15 protein-coding genes are annotated in these 15,605 nt (G+C 73.7%); 7 read left to right on the top strand and 8 right to left on the bottom strand.

The genetic code is table 11. The features are described 5' to 3' along the window. Positions 1-8: 8 nt before the first annotated feature. From BLU95_RS12290 to BLU95_RS12280, 3 genes are all read right to left on the bottom strand, one after another. The gene (locus BLU95_RS12290; RefSeq protein ID WP_093860056.1) at positions 9-869 is read right to left on the bottom strand and encodes an ABC transporter permease; all 861 of its coding nucleotides are present in this window, start codon (positions 867-869) and stop codon (positions 9-11) included. After that, complete coding sequence (locus tag BLU95_RS12285) at positions 857-1,825, bottom strand: ABC transporter permease (protein ID WP_093860055.1); 969 nt, start codon at positions 1,823-1,825, stop codon at positions 857-859. Before BLU95_RS12285 ends, BLU95_RS12290 begins: the two co-directional genes overlap by 13 nt. Positions 1,826-1,890: 65 nt before the next feature. After that, positions 1,891-3,060 carry an ABC transporter substrate-binding protein gene (locus BLU95_RS12280; protein ID WP_093860054.1) on the bottom strand — a complete coding sequence of 390 codons (1,170 nt, stop codon included), beginning with the start codon at positions 3,058-3,060 and terminating at the stop codon, positions 1,891-1,893. Between the two features lie 340 nt (positions 3,061-3,400). Between BLU95_RS12280 and BLU95_RS12275 the strand changes: the two genes are divergently transcribed. Next, complete coding sequence (locus BLU95_RS12275; protein ID WP_231978744.1) at positions 3,401-4,207, top strand: GntR family transcriptional regulator; 807 nt, start codon at positions 3,401-3,403, stop codon at positions 4,205-4,207. 136 nt (positions 4,208-4,343) lie between these two features. Here BLU95_RS12275 and tmpA read toward each other — a convergent pair whose 3' ends face one another. The 3 genes from tmpA to BLU95_RS12260 form a co-directional block, all read right to left on the bottom strand. Then, positions 4,344-5,951, bottom strand: a complete 1,608-nt coding sequence (gene tmpA / locus BLU95_RS12270) for a 2-trimethylaminoethylphosphonate dioxygenase (RefSeq protein ID WP_093860052.1) — start codon at positions 5,949-5,951, stop codon at positions 4,344-4,346. Between the two features lie 167 nt (positions 5,952-6,118). After that, positions 6,119-7,048, bottom strand: coding sequence for a hypothetical protein (locus BLU95_RS12265; protein ID WP_093860051.1), 930 nt, complete (start codon positions 7,046-7,048; stop codon positions 6,119-6,121). Positions 7,049-7,175: 127 nt separating this feature from the next. Beyond that, positions 7,176-8,270: a pyridoxal-phosphate-dependent aminotransferase family protein gene (locus BLU95_RS12260; protein ID WP_231978533.1), complete on the bottom strand. Its 1,095-nt coding sequence runs from the start codon at positions 8,268-8,270 to the stop codon at positions 7,176-7,178. Between the two features lie 118 nt (positions 8,271-8,388). Between BLU95_RS12260 and BLU95_RS12255 the strand changes: the two genes are divergently transcribed. The 4 genes from BLU95_RS12255 (at position 8,389) to glnII (ending at position 12,686) form a co-directional block, all read left to right on the top strand. After that, positions 8,389-9,510 carry an amidohydrolase family protein gene (locus tag BLU95_RS12255; RefSeq protein WP_093860049.1) on the top strand — a complete coding sequence of 374 codons (1,122 nt, stop codon included), beginning with the start codon at positions 8,389-8,391 and terminating at the stop codon, positions 9,508-9,510. Between the two features lie 73 nt (positions 9,511-9,583). Beyond that, a complete protein-coding gene (locus tag BLU95_RS12250; RefSeq protein WP_093860048.1) occupies positions 9,584-10,261 on the top strand; it encodes a uracil-DNA glycosylase in 678 nt (225 codons plus the stop codon). A 150-nt stretch (positions 10,262-10,411) separates the two neighbouring features. Continuing rightward, complete coding sequence (locus tag BLU95_RS43260; RefSeq protein WP_093860047.1) at positions 10,412-11,491, top strand: SCO1860 family LAETG-anchored protein; 1,080 nt, start codon at positions 10,412-10,414, stop codon at positions 11,489-11,491. Positions 11,492-11,663: 172 nt separating this feature from the next. Beyond that, on the top strand, positions 11,664-12,686 hold the full coding sequence (glnII, locus tag BLU95_RS12240; protein WP_093860046.1) for a glutamine synthetase GlnII: 1,023 nt from the start codon (positions 11,664-11,666) through the stop codon (positions 12,684-12,686). Between the two features lie 158 nt (positions 12,687-12,844). Here the strand turns inward: glnII and BLU95_RS12235 are convergent, their stop codons facing one another. Both BLU95_RS12235 and BLU95_RS12230 read right to left on the bottom strand, forming a co-directional pair. Next, positions 12,845-13,276 (bottom strand): GNAT family N-acetyltransferase, encoded by a 432-nt coding sequence (locus tag BLU95_RS12235; RefSeq protein ID WP_093860045.1) that lies wholly within the window; start codon positions 13,274-13,276, stop codon positions 12,845-12,847. A 106-nt stretch (positions 13,277-13,382) separates the two neighbouring features. Beyond that, a complete protein-coding gene (locus tag BLU95_RS12230) occupies positions 13,383-14,036 on the bottom strand; it encodes a DUF4232 domain-containing protein (protein WP_093860044.1) in 654 nt (217 codons plus the stop codon). Between the two features lie 179 nt (positions 14,037-14,215). Between BLU95_RS12230 and BLU95_RS12225 the strand changes: the two genes are divergently transcribed. Then, positions 14,216-14,758, top strand: a complete 543-nt coding sequence (locus BLU95_RS12225; RefSeq protein ID WP_093860043.1) for a hypothetical protein — start codon at positions 14,216-14,218, stop codon at positions 14,756-14,758. Continuing rightward, a complete protein-coding gene (locus BLU95_RS12220; protein ID WP_231978532.1) occupies positions 14,731-15,579 on the top strand; it encodes an MOSC N-terminal beta barrel domain-containing protein in 849 nt (282 codons plus the stop codon). Before BLU95_RS12225 ends, BLU95_RS12220 begins: the two co-directional genes overlap by 28 nt. The last annotated feature ends 26 nt before the right edge of the window (positions 15,580-15,605 follow it).

Below are 15,605 nucleotides of genomic sequence, written 5' to 3'. Positions count from 1 at the left end.
GGGGGGTTTCAGGAGGTGGCGGTCTTGGAGCCGCGCTGACGGCCGACGGAGGCCAGCAGGAGCAGCAGCAGCCAGGTGAGCAGCAGGCTGAGGATGGAGACCGCGACCGACATGTGGGCCTGGCTGTTGCCGACCGAGTAGATCCAGACCGGGAAGGGCTGGAACCCGAGGATCGAGGCGGCGGTGAACTCGCCGAGCACGAGGGCCAGGGTCAGGAACGAGGCGTTGAGCAGCGCGCCGCGCAGGTTCGGCAGGACGACGGTGAACACCGCGCGCGGCCAGCTCGCGCCGCAGTTGCGGGCGGCCTCGACCAGGGTGCGGACGTCCACCGCGCGCAGCCCGGCGTCCAGGGAGCGGTAGGCGAGCGGCAGGGCCATCAGCACGTAGGCGATGACCAGCACCAGCGGGAAGTCCGGGTCCTGGATGAACACGAAGGTCTGGAAGAACGGGGTGTCCATCAGGTAGTCCGGGCCCCAGCGGAGCACGCCGATCATGCCGGCGGTCAGGGCGACCGGGGGGACGACCAGCGGCAGGGTGCAGAGCACGTCGATCACCGGGCGCAGCCGGGGCGCGCCGAGCCGGACCGCGATCAGCGCCGGGACCAGCAGGAGCAGCAGCACCAGCACGGTGACGAGGGCGAGGCCGAGGGTCAGCCAGAGGCTGTCCAGGAAGCCGGGCGCGGAGAGCAGCCCGGTGTAGGCCTCGAAGGAGATGCCCTTGGGCTCGTCGATCGAGAACCAGGCGGAGGCCGCGAGCGGGACCACGAAGTACACGCCGGCGAGCAGCAGCACGGCGCCGCGCCACCAGCGCACCTTCGGCCGGCGGGTGGCCTGGCGGTGGGTGCGGGCGGGGGAGGTCAGCTGAGCCATCGGGCGCTCCGGCGCTGGAGGGGGAGGTACACGGCCATCACCAGGACGGCCACCACGATCATGTTGAGACTGAGGGCGAGGGCGAGGTTGCCCTGGCCGACCAGCACGTTGCCGGAGAGCGCGTCCGCGATCGAGCGGCTGACCAGCGGGACGGTCGCGCCGACCATGGCGGCGGCCGTGGCGTAGGCGGCGAAGGCGCTGCCGAAGAGCAGGACGAAGCCGCCCAGCAGCGAGGGCAGCAGGATCGGCAGCGCGACGTGGCGCCAGTACTGGTAGCCGGTGGCGCGGTTGTTCTGCGCCGCCTCGCGCCACTGGACGCGCAGGCCGTCCAGCGCCGGGGTGATGGTGAGCACCATCAGCGGGATCAGGAAGTACAGGTAGACGATCGTCAGGCCGGTGAAGGTGTACAGCGACCAGCCGTGGTCGGTCAGGTGCAGCAGCTTGGTGATCTCGCCGGCGTTGCCGAGGGTGGCGACGAACGCGAAGGCGAGCGGCAGGCCGCCGAAGTTGGCGAGCACACCGGAGGCGGTGAGCACCGCCTGGCGCAGCCAGCCGCGCTTGGAGGTCACGACCGCCTGGGCGAGCGGCAGGCCGATCAGGGTGGCGAGCAGGGCGGTCAGCGCGGAGAGCTTGAGGCTGCTCAGCATCGAGGTGAGGTAGGCGCCCTGGACGGAGGCCGTCACGTTGTCGAAGGTGAACTGCCCGGCACCGGCCTCCGCGTCGCTGGAGGTGGTGAACGCGCCGATCACGATGGCGACGGCGGGGAGGCCGAAGCCGATCACGAAGAACAGCAGCAGCGGCAGGGTGGCGAGCCACGCGCCGCCGAGGCGGGCGAGCGGTCCGCGCCGCCGGGTGGGGGCGGGGGTGGTGCGTGCGGCGGTGGGCGACGCCCCCGCGCCGCCACCGAGATCGGTGGCGGCGGGGGTGGTCGGCACCGGGGTGGGAGCCGTGGTCATGAGTGCCTTGTCTCAGCCGGATGAGTGGTGTCTCAGCCCGATGGGTGGTGCCTGGCCGGGGTGGGTCAGCCCGCGATGGCCTTGGTCCAGTTCTCGGTGACGACCTTCTTGGCCGCGTTGATCTGGTCCACGGTCGGGAAGTTGGTGAACGGCTTCTCGACGGCCGGCAGCTTGGCGGCCGCGGTGGCGTCCAGGGTGCCGTCCTTCTTCAGGGCCTCGAAGGTGGCCGGGGTGGCGTAGCCGCCGAGGAAGAGGTTCTGGCCCTCGGCGCTGAAGAGGTACTCCTGCCACAGGCGCGCGGCGGCCGGGTGCGGGGCCCACTTGTTGATGGCCTGGTTGTAGAACTGGGCGTAGGAGCCGTCGACCGGGATGGAGACCTTCCAGTCGACACCCTTGTCCTTGAACTGGTCGCTGTAACCGGCGTTCAGGTAGGACCAGTCGATCGAGATCGGGGTCTCGCCCTTCTCGATGGTCGCCGGGGTCGACTCGACCGGGTTGAAGTTGCCGGACTGCTTCAGCTTGCCGAAGAAGTCGATGCCGGGCTGGATGTTGTCCAGCGAACCGCCGTTGGCGAGCGCGGCCGCGTAGACGCCGCCGAAGGCCGAGCCGGACTTGGTCGGGTTGCCGTTGAGGGCGACCTGGCCCTTGTACTCCGGCTTGAGCAGGTCCGCGAAGGTCTTCGGGCAGTTGGCGATCTTCTTGGCGTCGCAGCCGATCGAGATGTAGCCGCCGTAGTCGTTGACGCGGGCGCCGGTCGCGTCCTTCATGCTGTCCGGCACCTTGTCGAAGGTGGCGACCTTGTAGGGGGCGAGGATGCCGTCCTTGACCGCCTGCAGGGCGAAGGCGCTGCCCAGGTCGACCACGTCGGGGGCGCGGTCCTGGCCCTTGCGGGAGTTGATCGCGTTGATCTCGTCCTGGCTGGAGCCGTCCGGGTTCTCCTCCTCGACCTCCAGGCCGTACTTGGCCTTGAAGCCGTCGATGATCTTGCCGTAGTTCGCCCAGTCCCGGGGCAGCGTGATGACGTGCAGCTTGCCCTCCTTCTTGGCGGCGGCGACCAGGCCGTCCAGACCGCCGAAGTCGGCGGCGGAGGTGGCGTCCTTGGCGTCCTTGGTACCGGCCTTGGCGGCGTCGCCGGCCTTGGCGGTCGAACCGGCGGAGCCGCAGGCGGAGAGGGAGAGCGCGGCGGCGGTCAGTACGGCCGCGAAGGCGGCGGCGCGGGCGCGGTGCACGGTCACGGGGAAGTCTCCTGTAAAGGGGGCGTACTGCGAGGGGGCGTTCGCGGGGGGTCCGCGGGCCTGCGTCTCGCGAAGGGCGGCGGGCCGGCCGGGTGAGAGGCCGATCGCGTCGTCCGAGTTGACTAGCCAACTTCGCTGACGGGGGTAAGTACGCCGGAGCCCGGTGACGGGAAGGTGAACGGATGGCCCAGAACCGGGGTCGGCTGCGGGAACGGTCGAATCAGATCGCCGGCGGATGATCGCCGGAGTGCGATGCTTCGGGAGCGCAGCGGGATATGGTCGGGCTGTCCGCGCCGGTACGGGCTGCGCAGGACACCGCCCAGGAGGGACATTGACTGACGTGGCACTGGAGCCGGGGCGCCCCGAGGGCCGCCCGACCGGCCCCGCCGGGGCCGAGCGCGCGTCCGGTTCGCTCTACCGCCAGGTCGCCGCCGACCTGCGCGAGGCGATCACCACGGGCGCGTTCGGCGAGGCCGGCCGGCTGCCCGCGGAGGGCGCGCTCGCCGAGCAGTACGGCGTCTCGCGCGGCACCGTCCGCCAGGCCCTCGCCGTGCTGCGCTCGGACGGACTGGTCACCTCGCGCCGGGGCACCCGCCGCGTCGTGCTCGGCACGGCCCGGGTGCAGAGCTTCTCCGAACTGCTCAGCTTCACGCACTGGGCCTACTCGATGGGCGAGGAGCCCGGCGGCATCCTGGACTCGCTGGTCCGCCGCCCGGCCGACGCCGCCGAGCGCGACCAGCTGCGTCTGGAGCCGGGGGACGAGGTCTATGTGACGGTCCGGCTGCGCACCCTCTCCGGCAAGCCGGTGATGGTCGAGCGGACCGTCTACCCGCCCCGGGTCGGCGAGATCGTCGCCGAGCTGCCGCCGGACGTCGTCTCGCACACCGAGGTGCTGCGCGAGCACGGCATCCTGTTCACCGACGCCGACCACACGATCGACATAGTCGCCGCCAACGCGGACGACGCCCGGCTGCTGGGCTGCCGGCGCGGCGGTCCGCTGCTGCGCGAGCGGCGCCGGACCACGGACCCGACCGGCACTCCGGTGGAGTGGTCCCAGGACCGCTACCTGCCCGGCACGGTGGCCTTCAGCATCCACAACTCGCTGGCCACGTCGGCGCTCTCGCGGCACGCGCGGGAGAGCGACTGAGCCGGGGCGGGGTGCCCTGCCCGAACGCCCGGCTGCCGCACCGCCGTTGAAGCGGTGCGGCAGCCGGGCGGCACGGTGCGGCAGCGGTGCGCCACGGGTGCGGCAGCGGGGCTGTTCGGGTCAGCGCATCAGGGCATCAGCGCATCAGTGCGGCCAGCAGCGGCCGGAAGTGCGTGAAGTCCGGCGTCGCCGCGTCCGCCTCCTTGGCCTCGTCGTCCCAGCGGCGGACCGCCACCGCGTCCTCGGCGCCCGGCCGGGCGGCGAAGGCGGCGGCCTCCTCCTCGGACATCGGACCGCCCTGCACCCGGAGGGTGTACTCCGAGGCCTCGGACAGCCGGGCCCGGTAGTCCGGCTCGACCGCGCACAGGTAGCGCTTGGCCGCCACGTGCAGCCGGACCGGCTCGGTGACCTCCGGGCCGAACCAGCGGGCCAGCCAGTCCGCGCCGGTGTGGCTGTGCCGGTTGTCCCGGCCCTCCATCAGGTCCCGTCCGTGCAGGGCGCCCTGGCTGTGCTTGTCGAGAGAGAGATGCCCGACGTCGTGCAGCAGCGCCGCCGCGACCAGGTGCGGGCCGGCGCCCTTCGCCTCGGCCAGCGCGCCGGCCTGCAGCATGTGCTCGGCCATGGTGACCGCCTCGCCCAGGTACTCCCCGGCGCCCTCGCCCTCGAACAGCGCGGCCAGTTCGTCCAGCGCGGCCGCACGGCGCTCCAGCACGCTCAGGGTGGAGGACAGCGAGTCCAGGTCGGCGTAGCAGCCCTGGAGGTGGCGCCGGCCGTCCTGGGCGAAGGCCGTCCGGGCGTGCAGCAGCCGGACGTTGTCGAAGATCAGGCAGTCCCCGGGGTCGAGGCGGAACTCCAGCTGCAGCGCCGGGCGCAGGGTGATCGCGGCGAACGCCCGGTAGGCGGCGTAGAAGGCGTCCAGCTCCGCCGCCGGACCGCGCAGGGTCGCGATCGAGCGGTTGTTGAACCGCACCTCGCGGATCCGGCCCAGCGGGTCCACGTCGATCAGCGGGCGGTCGGCGCGCAGCTCGGTGCCCCGGTCGCGGAACACGAACGGCACCGGGGTGCGGGTCAGCACCGCGAAGTGCCCGGGCGCCTCCGCGCGCAGCAGCGCCGCCGCCCGGAAGCCGTCCACCAGGCCGGAGTCGCCTCCGGTGGCCGAGTTCTCCAGGCAGTGCAGCAGTTGGAGGGTGGGCACCGGGTCCCGGTACGGGTTGTCCGAGTGCGGGGTGATCGCGGCGCTGGTGAAGGCGAGGTTGTTCGGGTCCGGCTCGACCCGGACGTCGAACAGCTCGCCGTAGTTGGTGACCCGCACGTACCCGAAGGTCTCCGCGACCGCCAGCACCTGCCGCTCCACCACCGGGACGCCGCGCAGCACCGCGAAGCCGGAGCGGCGGACGGCGGCCAGCACGGCGGCCTTCTCGGCCGGGTCGGCCAGGTAGTCGTCCCAGTGGGCCTCCGGGATGCCGCGGGCGAAGTCGGCGGCGGCCCACAACTGCTTGCCGCTCTCGGTGCGGCCGTCCTCCCCGGCCTCCTCGGCCAGCCACCCGACGGGGTAGCGCGAGCGGTGCCCGTCCGACCAGAGCACCTCCAGGTGGCCGTCCAGCTCGGCCCGCGCGGCGATCGCCAGATCGTCCGGCAGCTCGGTGATCTGGAACAGCTTCTGCCCGTTGCGCGGGTCGCGGCACTCGGTGCAGGGGCAGTTGTCGCGCAGCCAGTACGGCGACAGCTCGGCGGTGGTGGTCATGCTCTTCTCCTCGGCGGCCCGGAGGTGGGGGGTCGAAGTTGTACAGACAACTTCTCCGTCGTGCGGGAGCCTGCCCGGGGTCGGTGAGGTCCCGGTGCCGGGGGAGTGAACGGCTCGGGAACACTGCCCGGCCGGGGAGCGCGCGCACCCGGCCCGGCGGCCCGTCGTCAGCGGCCGTACGGGAGCCGCCGGAGCACCCACCAGGCGGCGAGCGCCGGAGTGGTGGCCGCCGCGAGGGCCAGCAGCCAGCCCAGGGCGGTCGGCGGCCACGCGTACACCACCAGCAGGTCGAGGCCGACGCCCAGGGCCAGCAGTCCGGCGACCGGCAGGTGCACGCCGGGGGCGAAGTCCCGCAGCCGGCCGACCGTCTCGCGCCCGGAGACCAGCGTGCCCGCGCCGAAGACCGAGCCGAGCAGGCCGAGGACCAGGATCCAGAGCCCGGCGATCCCGCTCATCGCGCCGTAACGGTGCGCGCGGGCGCCGAGTCCGAGGTCGTTCGCGGCGAACATCAGCGAGACCGAGTCCCCCGGTTCCGGCTCGTCCAGCGTCTCCACCCGGTCCAGGGTCAGTCGTCGGGGCTCGCCGTCCGACCACGGCACGGCCAGCACCATCGGCGCGCTCCAGACCTGGTGGTCGTTGATGTTGACGCCGGTGCGCCGGGGTGTGCCGAGCACCTCGGCTATCTCCACCGTGTACAGGCCGCCGCCCGCGCGCAGGACCCGCTGGGTCCAGCGGCCCTCGGCGCCGTCCGGGCCGACCGCCTGGGCCAGGGCGGCGGTCGGCCCGAGGGCGAGCGCGACGCCCAGCAGGGCGGCGGTGGTCCGGCCGGGGGCGGCGGGCGGCCGCTTGTCCAGGACGGGTCCGAAGGTCGCGCGCCGGATCCGTTCACGCCGGACCTGCTCGCGCCGACGTGTCACCGCCGAGACCGCCAGCCAGCCGAGGGCGCAGACCGAGGTCACCAGCAGCGGCAGCAGCCGGGCCGGGGCCGACAGCGCCACCGCGCTCGGGCTCACCGCGGGCAGCAGAGCCCACACTTCGGTGACGAGGACGCCGATCAGGGTCAGCCACCCGGTCGTTCTGGTCCATACCGTCGACATTCACGCTCCCCCTGTGATCAAGATCGGAGCGCGAGCGTAGCGGGTCGGGGCGGCGGCCGGGTTGCTGCCGGGTGGCGGTGACCGGGTGACGTCGGCCGGGTTCCGGGTGACGTCCGCGGTGCGGCGGTCAGGCGGTGAGCGCCCCGTCCCAGGCGGCGTCCGCCGCGGTGAGGGCGGGGGCGGCGTCCGCGCCGGTCGCGGTGGCGAGGGCGGTCAGGGTGGCGCGGACGGTGCCGAGGTCCGCGGCGGCGCCGTAGTGGTTCACCCGCAGCATCGTGGCGGCCAGCGCCCCGCCGCCGGCCTGGACCGGGAGCGACGGGTCCAGCCGCAGCAGTTCGCGGGCGAGGCCGGTGGCGTCCAGGCCGTCCGGGACGCGCAGGGTGGTGGCGACCGGCGCGGCGTGCGCGTCGTCCGGGACGAAGGGGGCGAGCGTGCCGAGCGCCCGGACGCCCGCGCGGGTGGCGGCCGCCGCCGCCCGGTGGCGGGCGATCACGGTGTCCGGGCCGTCGGCCGCGATCCGGTCCAGGCAGGCGCCGAGCGCCAGCATCTCCAACTGCGCGGGCGCGTGCGGCAGGACGGTGCGCCCGGCGTCCGTCCAGCGCTCCTTCCAGTCCAGCAGCGAGAGGTAGGAGCGGCGCGGGGCGGCCGGGTTGGCGGCGATCCGCTCCCAGGCCCGGGCGGAGACCGAGACCGCCGAGACACCGGCCGGGCCGCCCATCGCCTTCTGCCCGCCGATCACGCACAGGTCCACGCCCCAGGCGTCGGTCAGCAGCGGCTCGGCGGCCACTGAGGCGACCGCGTCCACCATCAGCAGCGCGCCGTGCTCGCGCACCACGGCGGCGATCTCCGCGACCGGGTTGGTGTTGCCGGTGGCGGCCTCGGCGTGCACCAGCGAGACGAAGTCGATCGAGGGCTCGGCCGCGAGCGCCTCGGCGACCTGCTCGGCGCTCACCGCGGTGTCGAACGGCACGGCCAGGTCGATCACCTCGGCGCCGCAGTCGCGCAGCCAGTCGCCGAAGGTCCGGCCGTAGGGGCCGGTGACGATGTTGAGCGCGGTCGAGCCCGGGTGCGCGGCGCCGCGGATCGCCGCCTCCAGCGGCAGCAGTGCCTCGCCCTGGGTGACGACGACGTCGGCGGTGGTGTGCAGCAGTGCGGCGACCTTGTCCTCGATCGCCGCGAACTCGGCGGCGGTGAGCGGGGGCAGGTCGAGGAAGGGGCTCACGGTCTCGGGGCCTTTCGCGGGGAGGGGCGGGCGGGGGTGGTCGGATCGGTACCGGCCCGAACGAGTCTGCCTCAGATTCGCCGCCCGCAGGGAACGGCGCCGTCGGTAGAGTGCGGCCATGAGCGATGGCGCGGTGCTGCACGTCCGTGGTCGGGTGCTGGTGGGGCCGGAGGACGTCCGGGACGAACTCTGGGTGGTCGACGGCCGGGTGACCTTCTCCCGGCCGGCCGCCGTCGGGCTCGGGGACGGGGCCGGGGCCGGGTCCGGGGACGTCCGGACGGTCGAGGGCTGGGTGCTGCCGGGGCTGGTGGACGCGCACTGCCACGTCGGCCTGGACGCGCACGGCGCGGTCGACGCCGCCACCAGCGAGAAGCAGGCGATCACCGACCGCGACACCGGGACCCTGCTGATCCGCGACGCCGGGTCGGCCGCGGACACCCGCTGGATCGACGAGCGGGAGGACCTGCCGCGGATCATCCGGGCCGGCCGGCACATCGCCCGCACCCGCCGCTACATCCGCAACTACGCGCACGAGATCGAGCCCGGCGACCTCGCCGCCTACGTCCGGGCCGAGGCCCGGCGCGGCGACGGCTGGGTCAAGCTGGTCGGCGACTGGATCGACCGCGAGCACGGCGACCTCACCGCCTGCTGGCCCGGCGACGCGCTCGCCGAGGCGATCGCGGCGGCGCACGAGGAGGGCGCGCGGGTCACCGCGCACTGCTTCGCCGCCGAGTCGCTGCCGGACCTGCTGGCGGCCGGGATCGACTGCGTCGAGCACGCCACCGGGCTGACCGAGGAACTGGTCCCGGTGTTCGCCGAGCGCGGGGTCGCGATCGTCCCGACGCTCGTCAACATCGCCACCTTCCCGCAGCTGGCGGCCGGCGGGGAGGCCAAGTTCCCCGCCTGGGCGGCCCACATGCGCCGGCTGCACGAGCGCCGCTACGACACGGTGGGCGCCGCGCACGACGCGGGCATCCCGATCTACGTGGGCACGGACGCGGGCGGCTCGCTGGCCCACGGCCTGGTCGCGGCGGAGGTCGCCGAGCTGGTGAAGGCCGGGCTCGCCCCGGCCGAGGCGCTCTCGGCGGCGAGCTGGGGTGCGCGGGCCTGGCTGGGGCGGCCCGGTCTGGAGGAGGGCGCCCCGGCGGACTTCGTGGTGTACGCGGAGGACCCGCGCGCCGACGTCCGGGTGCTGGCCGATCCGCGGCTGGTGGTGCTGCGCGGCCGCCCGGTGGCCTGAGCGGAGCCGCCGCGGCCCCGGGGCGGCGGTCGTGGTGAACGGGGTGTCCGAGTAGGCCGATAGGGTTACGCCCATGGCACCGCGTCCACTGAACGAGATCGTCGAGCCCGGGTGGGCCACCGCGCTGGAGCCGGTGGCCGGGCGGGTCGCCGCGATGGGCGACTTCCTCCGCGCCGAGCTGGCGGCAGGCCGCACCTATCTGCCCTCCGGACCGAACGTGCTGCGCGCCTTCCAGCAGCCCTTCGCCGACGTCCGGGTGCTGATCGTCGGCCAGGACCCCTATCCGACGCCCGGTCACGCCGTCGGTCTCAGCTTCTCGGTGGGGGAGGACGTCCGTCCGATCCCGGCCAGTCTGATCAACATCTTCCAGGAGTACGGCAGCGACCTCGGCCTGCCGCAGCCGTCCAACGGCGACCTCACCCCGTGGACGCGGCAGGGCGTGCTGCTGCTGAACCGGGCCCTGACCACCGCCCCGCGCAAGCCCGCCGCGCACCGCGGCAAGGGCTGGGAGGAGGTCACCGAGCAGGCGATCCGTGCCCTGACGGCGCGCGGCGGCCCGCTGGTGGCGATCCTGTGGGGCCGGGACGCGCGCAATCTGCGCCCGCTGCTGGGCGAGATCCCGGCGATCGAGTCCGCGCACCCGAGCCCGTACTCGGCGAGCGGCGGCTTCTTCGGCTCCCGCCCGTTCAGCCGGGCCAACGAACTGCTGGTCCGGCAGGGCGCCCAGCCCGTCGACTGGCGGCTGCCGTAGTCCCGGCCGTCCCTGTAGCAGACCCTGGTCACCGCGGAGCGTCAACATCACCCCAACGGGTGAAATGACTCTCTGTATGACTCGTATGACGGATCGTTTGAGAAGACTGGCGGCTCATCCAATTCCTGTCGTTGGTCATGGGGTACCGCCATGTCTTCTCGCTCCGCCCGCCGAATCGTTTCCGCAACCGCCGCGGTCGCCGTCTGCACACTGCTCACCGTTCCGACCGCCACCGCCGCCCCCGGGGTTCCGGGGGCCGGGGCCCCCGCGACTCCGTCCCCCGGCAAGGCGCGGGCCGTCACCGCCGAACTCGACCTGGACGTCAAGCTGCTGAACAACGCGGTGGACGTGCCGGTGAACGTCTCGCTGAACAAGGTGGAGTCCCCGGCGCAGCGCGACGGCACCGTGCTCACCGCCAAGGTCGACGGTGTCGACCAGTCCGGCCCGGTCACCCTGGTCAAGGCCGACGTCGGCAAGTCGGTGACCAGGACGGACGCCAAGGGTGCCACCGCCTCCGTGACCCTGGCCGACGCCGATGTGCACGCCCCCGGCCTGCCCGGGACCACCCTGCTGGGTCTGGAGGCGCTCACCGCCACCGCCACCTGTCCGGTCGACGGGCAGCCGACCGCCGACGTGGTGGCCCCCGCCAAGCTCACCGTGCTCGGCAAGTCCGTCACCGTCGGCCTGTACGGGCCGACCAAGGTGGACGTGCCGCTGGTCGGCAGCGTCTCGGTGGAGTTCTCCAAGAAGACCACCACCTCGACCACGGCCGCGGCCTCGGCACTGGAGGTGCAGGTGGCGGTGGACCCGCTCAACCTCAATGTCGCCAAGGTGACCGGCACCATCAGGATCGCCTCGGTGAGCTGCGAGAAGCCGGTGCCGGCCGTGCCCACCGCTACGCCCAGCGCGGCGCCGACACCCTCGGAGGCCGCCCCCACCGTGACCCCGGCCGCCCAGCCCGTCGTGGACGTCACTCCCTCCGGTGTCCCGTCCGCCGCCCCCGGGACCGGCCGCGCCGCCGCCCCGCAGGCGGCCACCGCGACCCCCTCCGCCCGCCGGACCGGCACCGGCACCTCCTCCGCCGCGCCGGACCACCTGGCGTCCACCGGCGGCAACGACGCCACCGCCCCGCTCGCCGCCGGGGCCGCGGCGCTGGTGGCCGGGGGCGCCGTCGCCCTCTGGGGCACCCGTCGCCGCCGCGCGGTCGCGGCCCACGCCCGCCGCCACTGACAACCCCGGGGTCTCCAGGCGTGCGGGAGTGCCACCTGCGGCACTCCCGCACCGTGACCGTGCCAATGCGGACGGTTGGTTCACATGCGCGTTACATGAGAGGAACAACCGGGAAACGGCGCCTTGCAACGCTACGCGGGCACCCACCACCCAGTTTGCGAGGTACACCGCCGTGGCAATCAAGGCCGAGTACATCTGGATCGACGGCACCAAGCCGACCGCCAAGCTCCGCTCCAAGACTCGTGTCCTGCCGAACGCGGACAAGATCCCCACCTGGGGCTTCGACGGTTCCTCGACCAACCAGGCCGAGGGTCACGCCTCGGACCGCGTCCTCGAGCCGGTCCGGGTCGTCAAGGACCCGATCCGCGGCGGCGACCACATCCTGGTCCTCTGCGAGGTCAACGAGACCGACGGCACCCCGCACGAGTCCAACACCCGCGCCCTGCTGCGCTCCGTCGCCGAGCAGTACGCGGACCAGGAGTCGATCTTCGGCATCGAGCAGGAGTACACCTTCTTCAAGGGCTCCCGCCCGCTCGGCTTCCCCGAGGGCGGCTTCCCGGCCCCGCAGGGCGGCTACTACTGCGGTGTCGGCGCCGAGGAGGTCTTCGGCCGCGAGATCGTCGAGCTGCACCTGGACCGCTGCATCGACGCCGGCCTCGCCATCTGCGGCATCAACGCCGAGGTCATGCCCGGCCAGTGGGAGTTCCAGATCGGCCCGGTCGACGCCCTGACCGTCTCCGACGACATGTGGATCGCCCGCTACCTGCTCTACCGCACCGCCGAGGAGTTCGGCATCGACGCCACCCTCGACGCGAAGCCGGCCCGCGGCGACTGGAACGGTGCGGGCGCGCACACCAACTTCTCCACCAAGGCGATGCGCGAGGGCTACGACGCGATCATCACCGCCTGCGAGTCGCTCGGCGCCTCCCAGGAGCTGGTCCTGGAGCACGTCAGCCAGTACGGCGACGACATCCAGTCCCGCCTGACCGGCAAGCACGAGACCGCCCCGTGGAACGTCTACTCCTACGGTGTCTCGGACCGCGGCGCCTCGGTCCGCATCCCGTGGCAGGTCGAGGTCGACCAGAAGGGTTACATCGAGGACCGTCGGCCGAACGCCAACGTCGACCCCTACGTCGTCACCCGCCTGCTGATCAACACCTGCTGCGCCGCCCTGGAGAAGGCCGGCCAGGTCTGATCCACGGCGGTCCGCCGCCGGTGGTACCGCGTACGCCCGCAGGGCCTCCCCGAGCAACGGGGGAGGCCCTGCGGGCGTTTCCGGCGTGGTGCTCCACGGCACTGCGTCAGCGCACCGTTCCACCGCAGTGCCTCACGACACTGCTTCACAGCACTGCTTCACTGCTGGCCGAGGATCATCCACTTCTCCGGCTTCGCCATCGGCTCGAAGCCGACCTTCGCGTAGACGGGGTGGGCGTCGGCGGTGGCGAGCAGGAGGCGGCGCAGGCCGTAGGGGGCGAGGTGGTCGCGGGCGGCGGCGGCGAGGGCGGTGCCGAGGCCCCGGCCGCGGGCCGCCGGGGCGATGTAGACGTCGCAGAGCCAGGCGAAGGTGGCGAAATCGGTGACCACCCGGGCGTAGCCGAGCTGACCGCCGGAAGCGCTCTCGTAGACGCCGAAGTTGAGCGAGCCGGCGATGGCGAGGTCCTGCTTCTCGCGGCTGCGGCCGAGGGCCCAGTAGGCGTCCTCGGACAGCCACCGGTGGATCAGGGCGGCGTCGAGGCGCGCGGGGTCGGTGGAGATCTCGTAGCCGTCCGGCAGTTCCGTGGTCATGGCCGGATCCAAGCAGAGGAGCCGGTGCCCGGACCAGCGATTACCGGGCCGCCTCGGGGCCGGTGATCGCCGGTCCGGGCACCGGCCCGGAGGCGGCCCGGGCCCGTCAGTGGACCGGCACGGCCTCCGCGGGCCGGCTGTGCCAGTTGGTGACGATCGGCTTGTCCACGTTGGTCGGGCCGATCGGCAGGCTGACCGGGTCCGGGTCCGGGGTGGTGATGCCGACGATCACGTCGTTGAACTGGATCGCCTGGTTGTCCTTGGTGGTCTTGGTCATGACGCCCGCGTAGGCGGCCTCCGACCCGCTGAGCTTGATCGGCTGGGCGGCGGTCTGCTCGGCCTTGGCCGCCTCGATGCCGCCCGAGCCGAAGGCGATCACGGGGCGGGCGGGCAGGGTGCAGGTGACGCCGGGCTTGGCCTTGGCGGTGATCAGGACGTAGCCGCCCGCCTGGGACTCGACCTTGGCGGTGAGGACGAGGTCCTTGGCACCGCAGGTGCCGGCGGCCTGGGCCGGGGTGGAGGGCTTCCCCGTAACGGGCGCGGCCGCGGTGGCGGGAGCGGAGGCCGGAGCCGGGGTGGTGGCCGGGGTGGTGGCGGGCGCGGGCGTGGTCGCCGGGGCCGCGGTGGCGGGGGCGGCGGCCGTCGTGGCCGGGCCGGACGCGGCGGGGGCGGGGTCGCTGTTCTCCGGCCCGCAGGCGGTGGCGGTGGCGGCGAGGGCCGCGACGGCGACGGCGGTGAGAACGAGACGGCGCGGGCGCATGGCGGATCCCCCAGGGTTGTGACCGCCGGTGTCGCTCACCGGCGCAGGACGACCGTACGCCGGGGACGTTCACGGTCCGGTGCGGGAAATATCCCGATTCTGTTCCGGACCGCCCCGGGCCCTCCCGCCCGCCGTAAAAAAGATGGTCAAGAAGGCCGTCGCGCGGGACCATTCGCGACATGACCACCCTCCCGCTGCTCCTCCTCGACGTCGACGGCCCGCTGAACCCGTTCGCCGCCCAGCCGCCGGAACAGCCCGCCGGATACGGCACCCACCACGTCCGCCCGGACTTCCTGCTGGCGCGCTTCCCCGGCCGGCCGACCGGGGAGATCGAGCCGATCCGGCTCTGGATCAACCCCGACCACGGCCCCCGGCTGCTCGACCTGCCCTTCGAACTGGTCTGGGCGACCGCCTGGAAGGGCGAGGCCAACACCTGGATCGGCCCGCTCGTCGGCCTGCCCGAACTCCCGTTCATCGCCTGGCCGAAGATGTTCCACGAGGACCCGGACGGCCTGCACTGGAAGACCAGGGTCCTGGTCGAGTGGGCGGCCGGGCGGCCCTTCGTCTGGGTGGACGACGAGCTGGGACCGCAGGACACCGAGTGGATAGCCGCCAACCACCCGGGCCCGGCGGCGACGTTCCGGATCCACCCCGGGCTCGGCCTGCGGGCCGAGGACTTCGACACGCTGCGGGAGTGGGCGCGGACCGAGGCGGGGGCCTGAGCGCCGTGCCGGCCGCCACGGTGGAGCGGCTGTGCCGGTACCCGGTGAAGTCGATGCTCGGCGAGGAGCTCCGCGAGGCGGAGGTGTCGGAACGCGGTGTCGCCGGCGACCGGGCGTGGGCGCTGCTGGACGTCGGCACCGGCCGGGTGGCGAGCGCCAAGAACCCCCGGCTGTGGGCGGCCGTGCTCGGGTTCACGGCGGTCACCGGGCCGGGCGGCAGGGTGACCGTCCTCGACCGGGACGGGGAGGCCGTCGACGAGGGCGGACTCTCGGAGCGGCTGGGCCGCAAGGTCCGGCTGGTGGACGTGCCGCCGCCGGGAGCGAGCGTCGAACGGTCCGTCCCGGAGGAGGTGCTGGCCCACGGCGTGGGTGCCGAGGTCGGCTTCACCGTCAGTGAGTTGGGGCGCGGTGCGCCGTCCGGCACCTTCTTCGACTTCGCGCCGCTCCACCTGCTCACCACGGCCGCGCTCGCCGCCGCGGACGCGCCCGCGGCGGCGGCCCGGCGGTACCGCCCCAACCTGGTGCTGCGGACGCCCGGCGGCGTCTCCGGTTTCGTCGAGAACGGATGGGTGGAGGGGGAGTTGGCGGTCGGGCCGGAGCTGCGCCTGCACGTCCTGGCCGCGACGCCGCGGTGCGCCGTCCCCACTCTCGCGCACGGGCCGGGACTGCCGCGCTCGGCGGCGGCGCTGCGGGTGCTCGCGGAGCGCAACCGGGTGGTGCCGTTGCCGGGCATGTCGGCGCTGCCCTGCCTGGGGGTGTACGCCCGGGTGCTGCGGCCCGGGCGGGTGCGGGTCGGGGACCGGGTCGGGCCGGTGTCCTGAGAGGACTTCTTTCCGCGATCGCGGAA

The sequence above is a fragment of the Streptomyces sp. TLI_053 genome (assembly GCF_900105395.1).
Taxonomy (GTDB): Bacteria; Actinomycetota; Actinomycetes; order Streptomycetales; family Streptomycetaceae; genus Kitasatospora.
The sequence above is the reverse complement of the archived record's forward strand: the minus strand, read 5'-3'. Positions and strand labels throughout refer to the sequence as shown.

Bases quoted from the DNA above. Each gene is read 5' to 3' on its own strand.
- BLU95_RS12290 (WP_093860056.1), bottom strand. From the start codon at position 869: ATGGCTCAGCTGACCTCCCCCGCCCGCACCCACCGCCAGGCCACCCGC.
- BLU95_RS12285 (WP_093860055.1), bottom strand. From the start codon at position 1,825: ATGACCACGGCTCCCACCCCGGTGCCGACCACCCCCGCCGCCACCGAT.
- tmpA (WP_093860052.1), bottom strand. From the start codon at position 5,951: ATGACCACCACCGCCGAGCTGTCGCCGTACTGGCTGCGCGACAACTGC.
- BLU95_RS12265 (WP_093860051.1), bottom strand. From the start codon at position 7,048: ATGTCGACGGTATGGACCAGAACGACCGGGTGGCTGACCCTGATCGGC.
- BLU95_RS12255 (WP_093860049.1), top strand. From the start codon at position 8,389: ATGAGCGATGGCGCGGTGCTGCACGTCCGTGGTCGGGTGCTGGTGGGG.
- BLU95_RS12250 (WP_093860048.1), top strand. From the start codon at position 9,584: ATGGCACCGCGTCCACTGAACGAGATCGTCGAGCCCGGGTGGGCCACC.
- BLU95_RS43260 (WP_093860047.1), top strand. From the start codon at position 10,412: ATGTCTTCTCGCTCCGCCCGCCGAATCGTTTCCGCAACCGCCGCGGTC.
- BLU95_RS12235 (WP_093860045.1), bottom strand. From the start codon at position 13,276: ATGACCACGGAACTGCCGGACGGCTACGAGATCTCCACCGACCCCGCG.
- BLU95_RS12230 (WP_093860044.1), bottom strand. From the start codon at position 14,036: ATGCGCCCGCGCCGTCTCGTTCTCACCGCCGTCGCCGTCGCGGCCCTC.
- BLU95_RS12225 (WP_093860043.1), top strand. From the start codon at position 14,216: ATGACCACCCTCCCGCTGCTCCTCCTCGACGTCGACGGCCCGCTGAAC.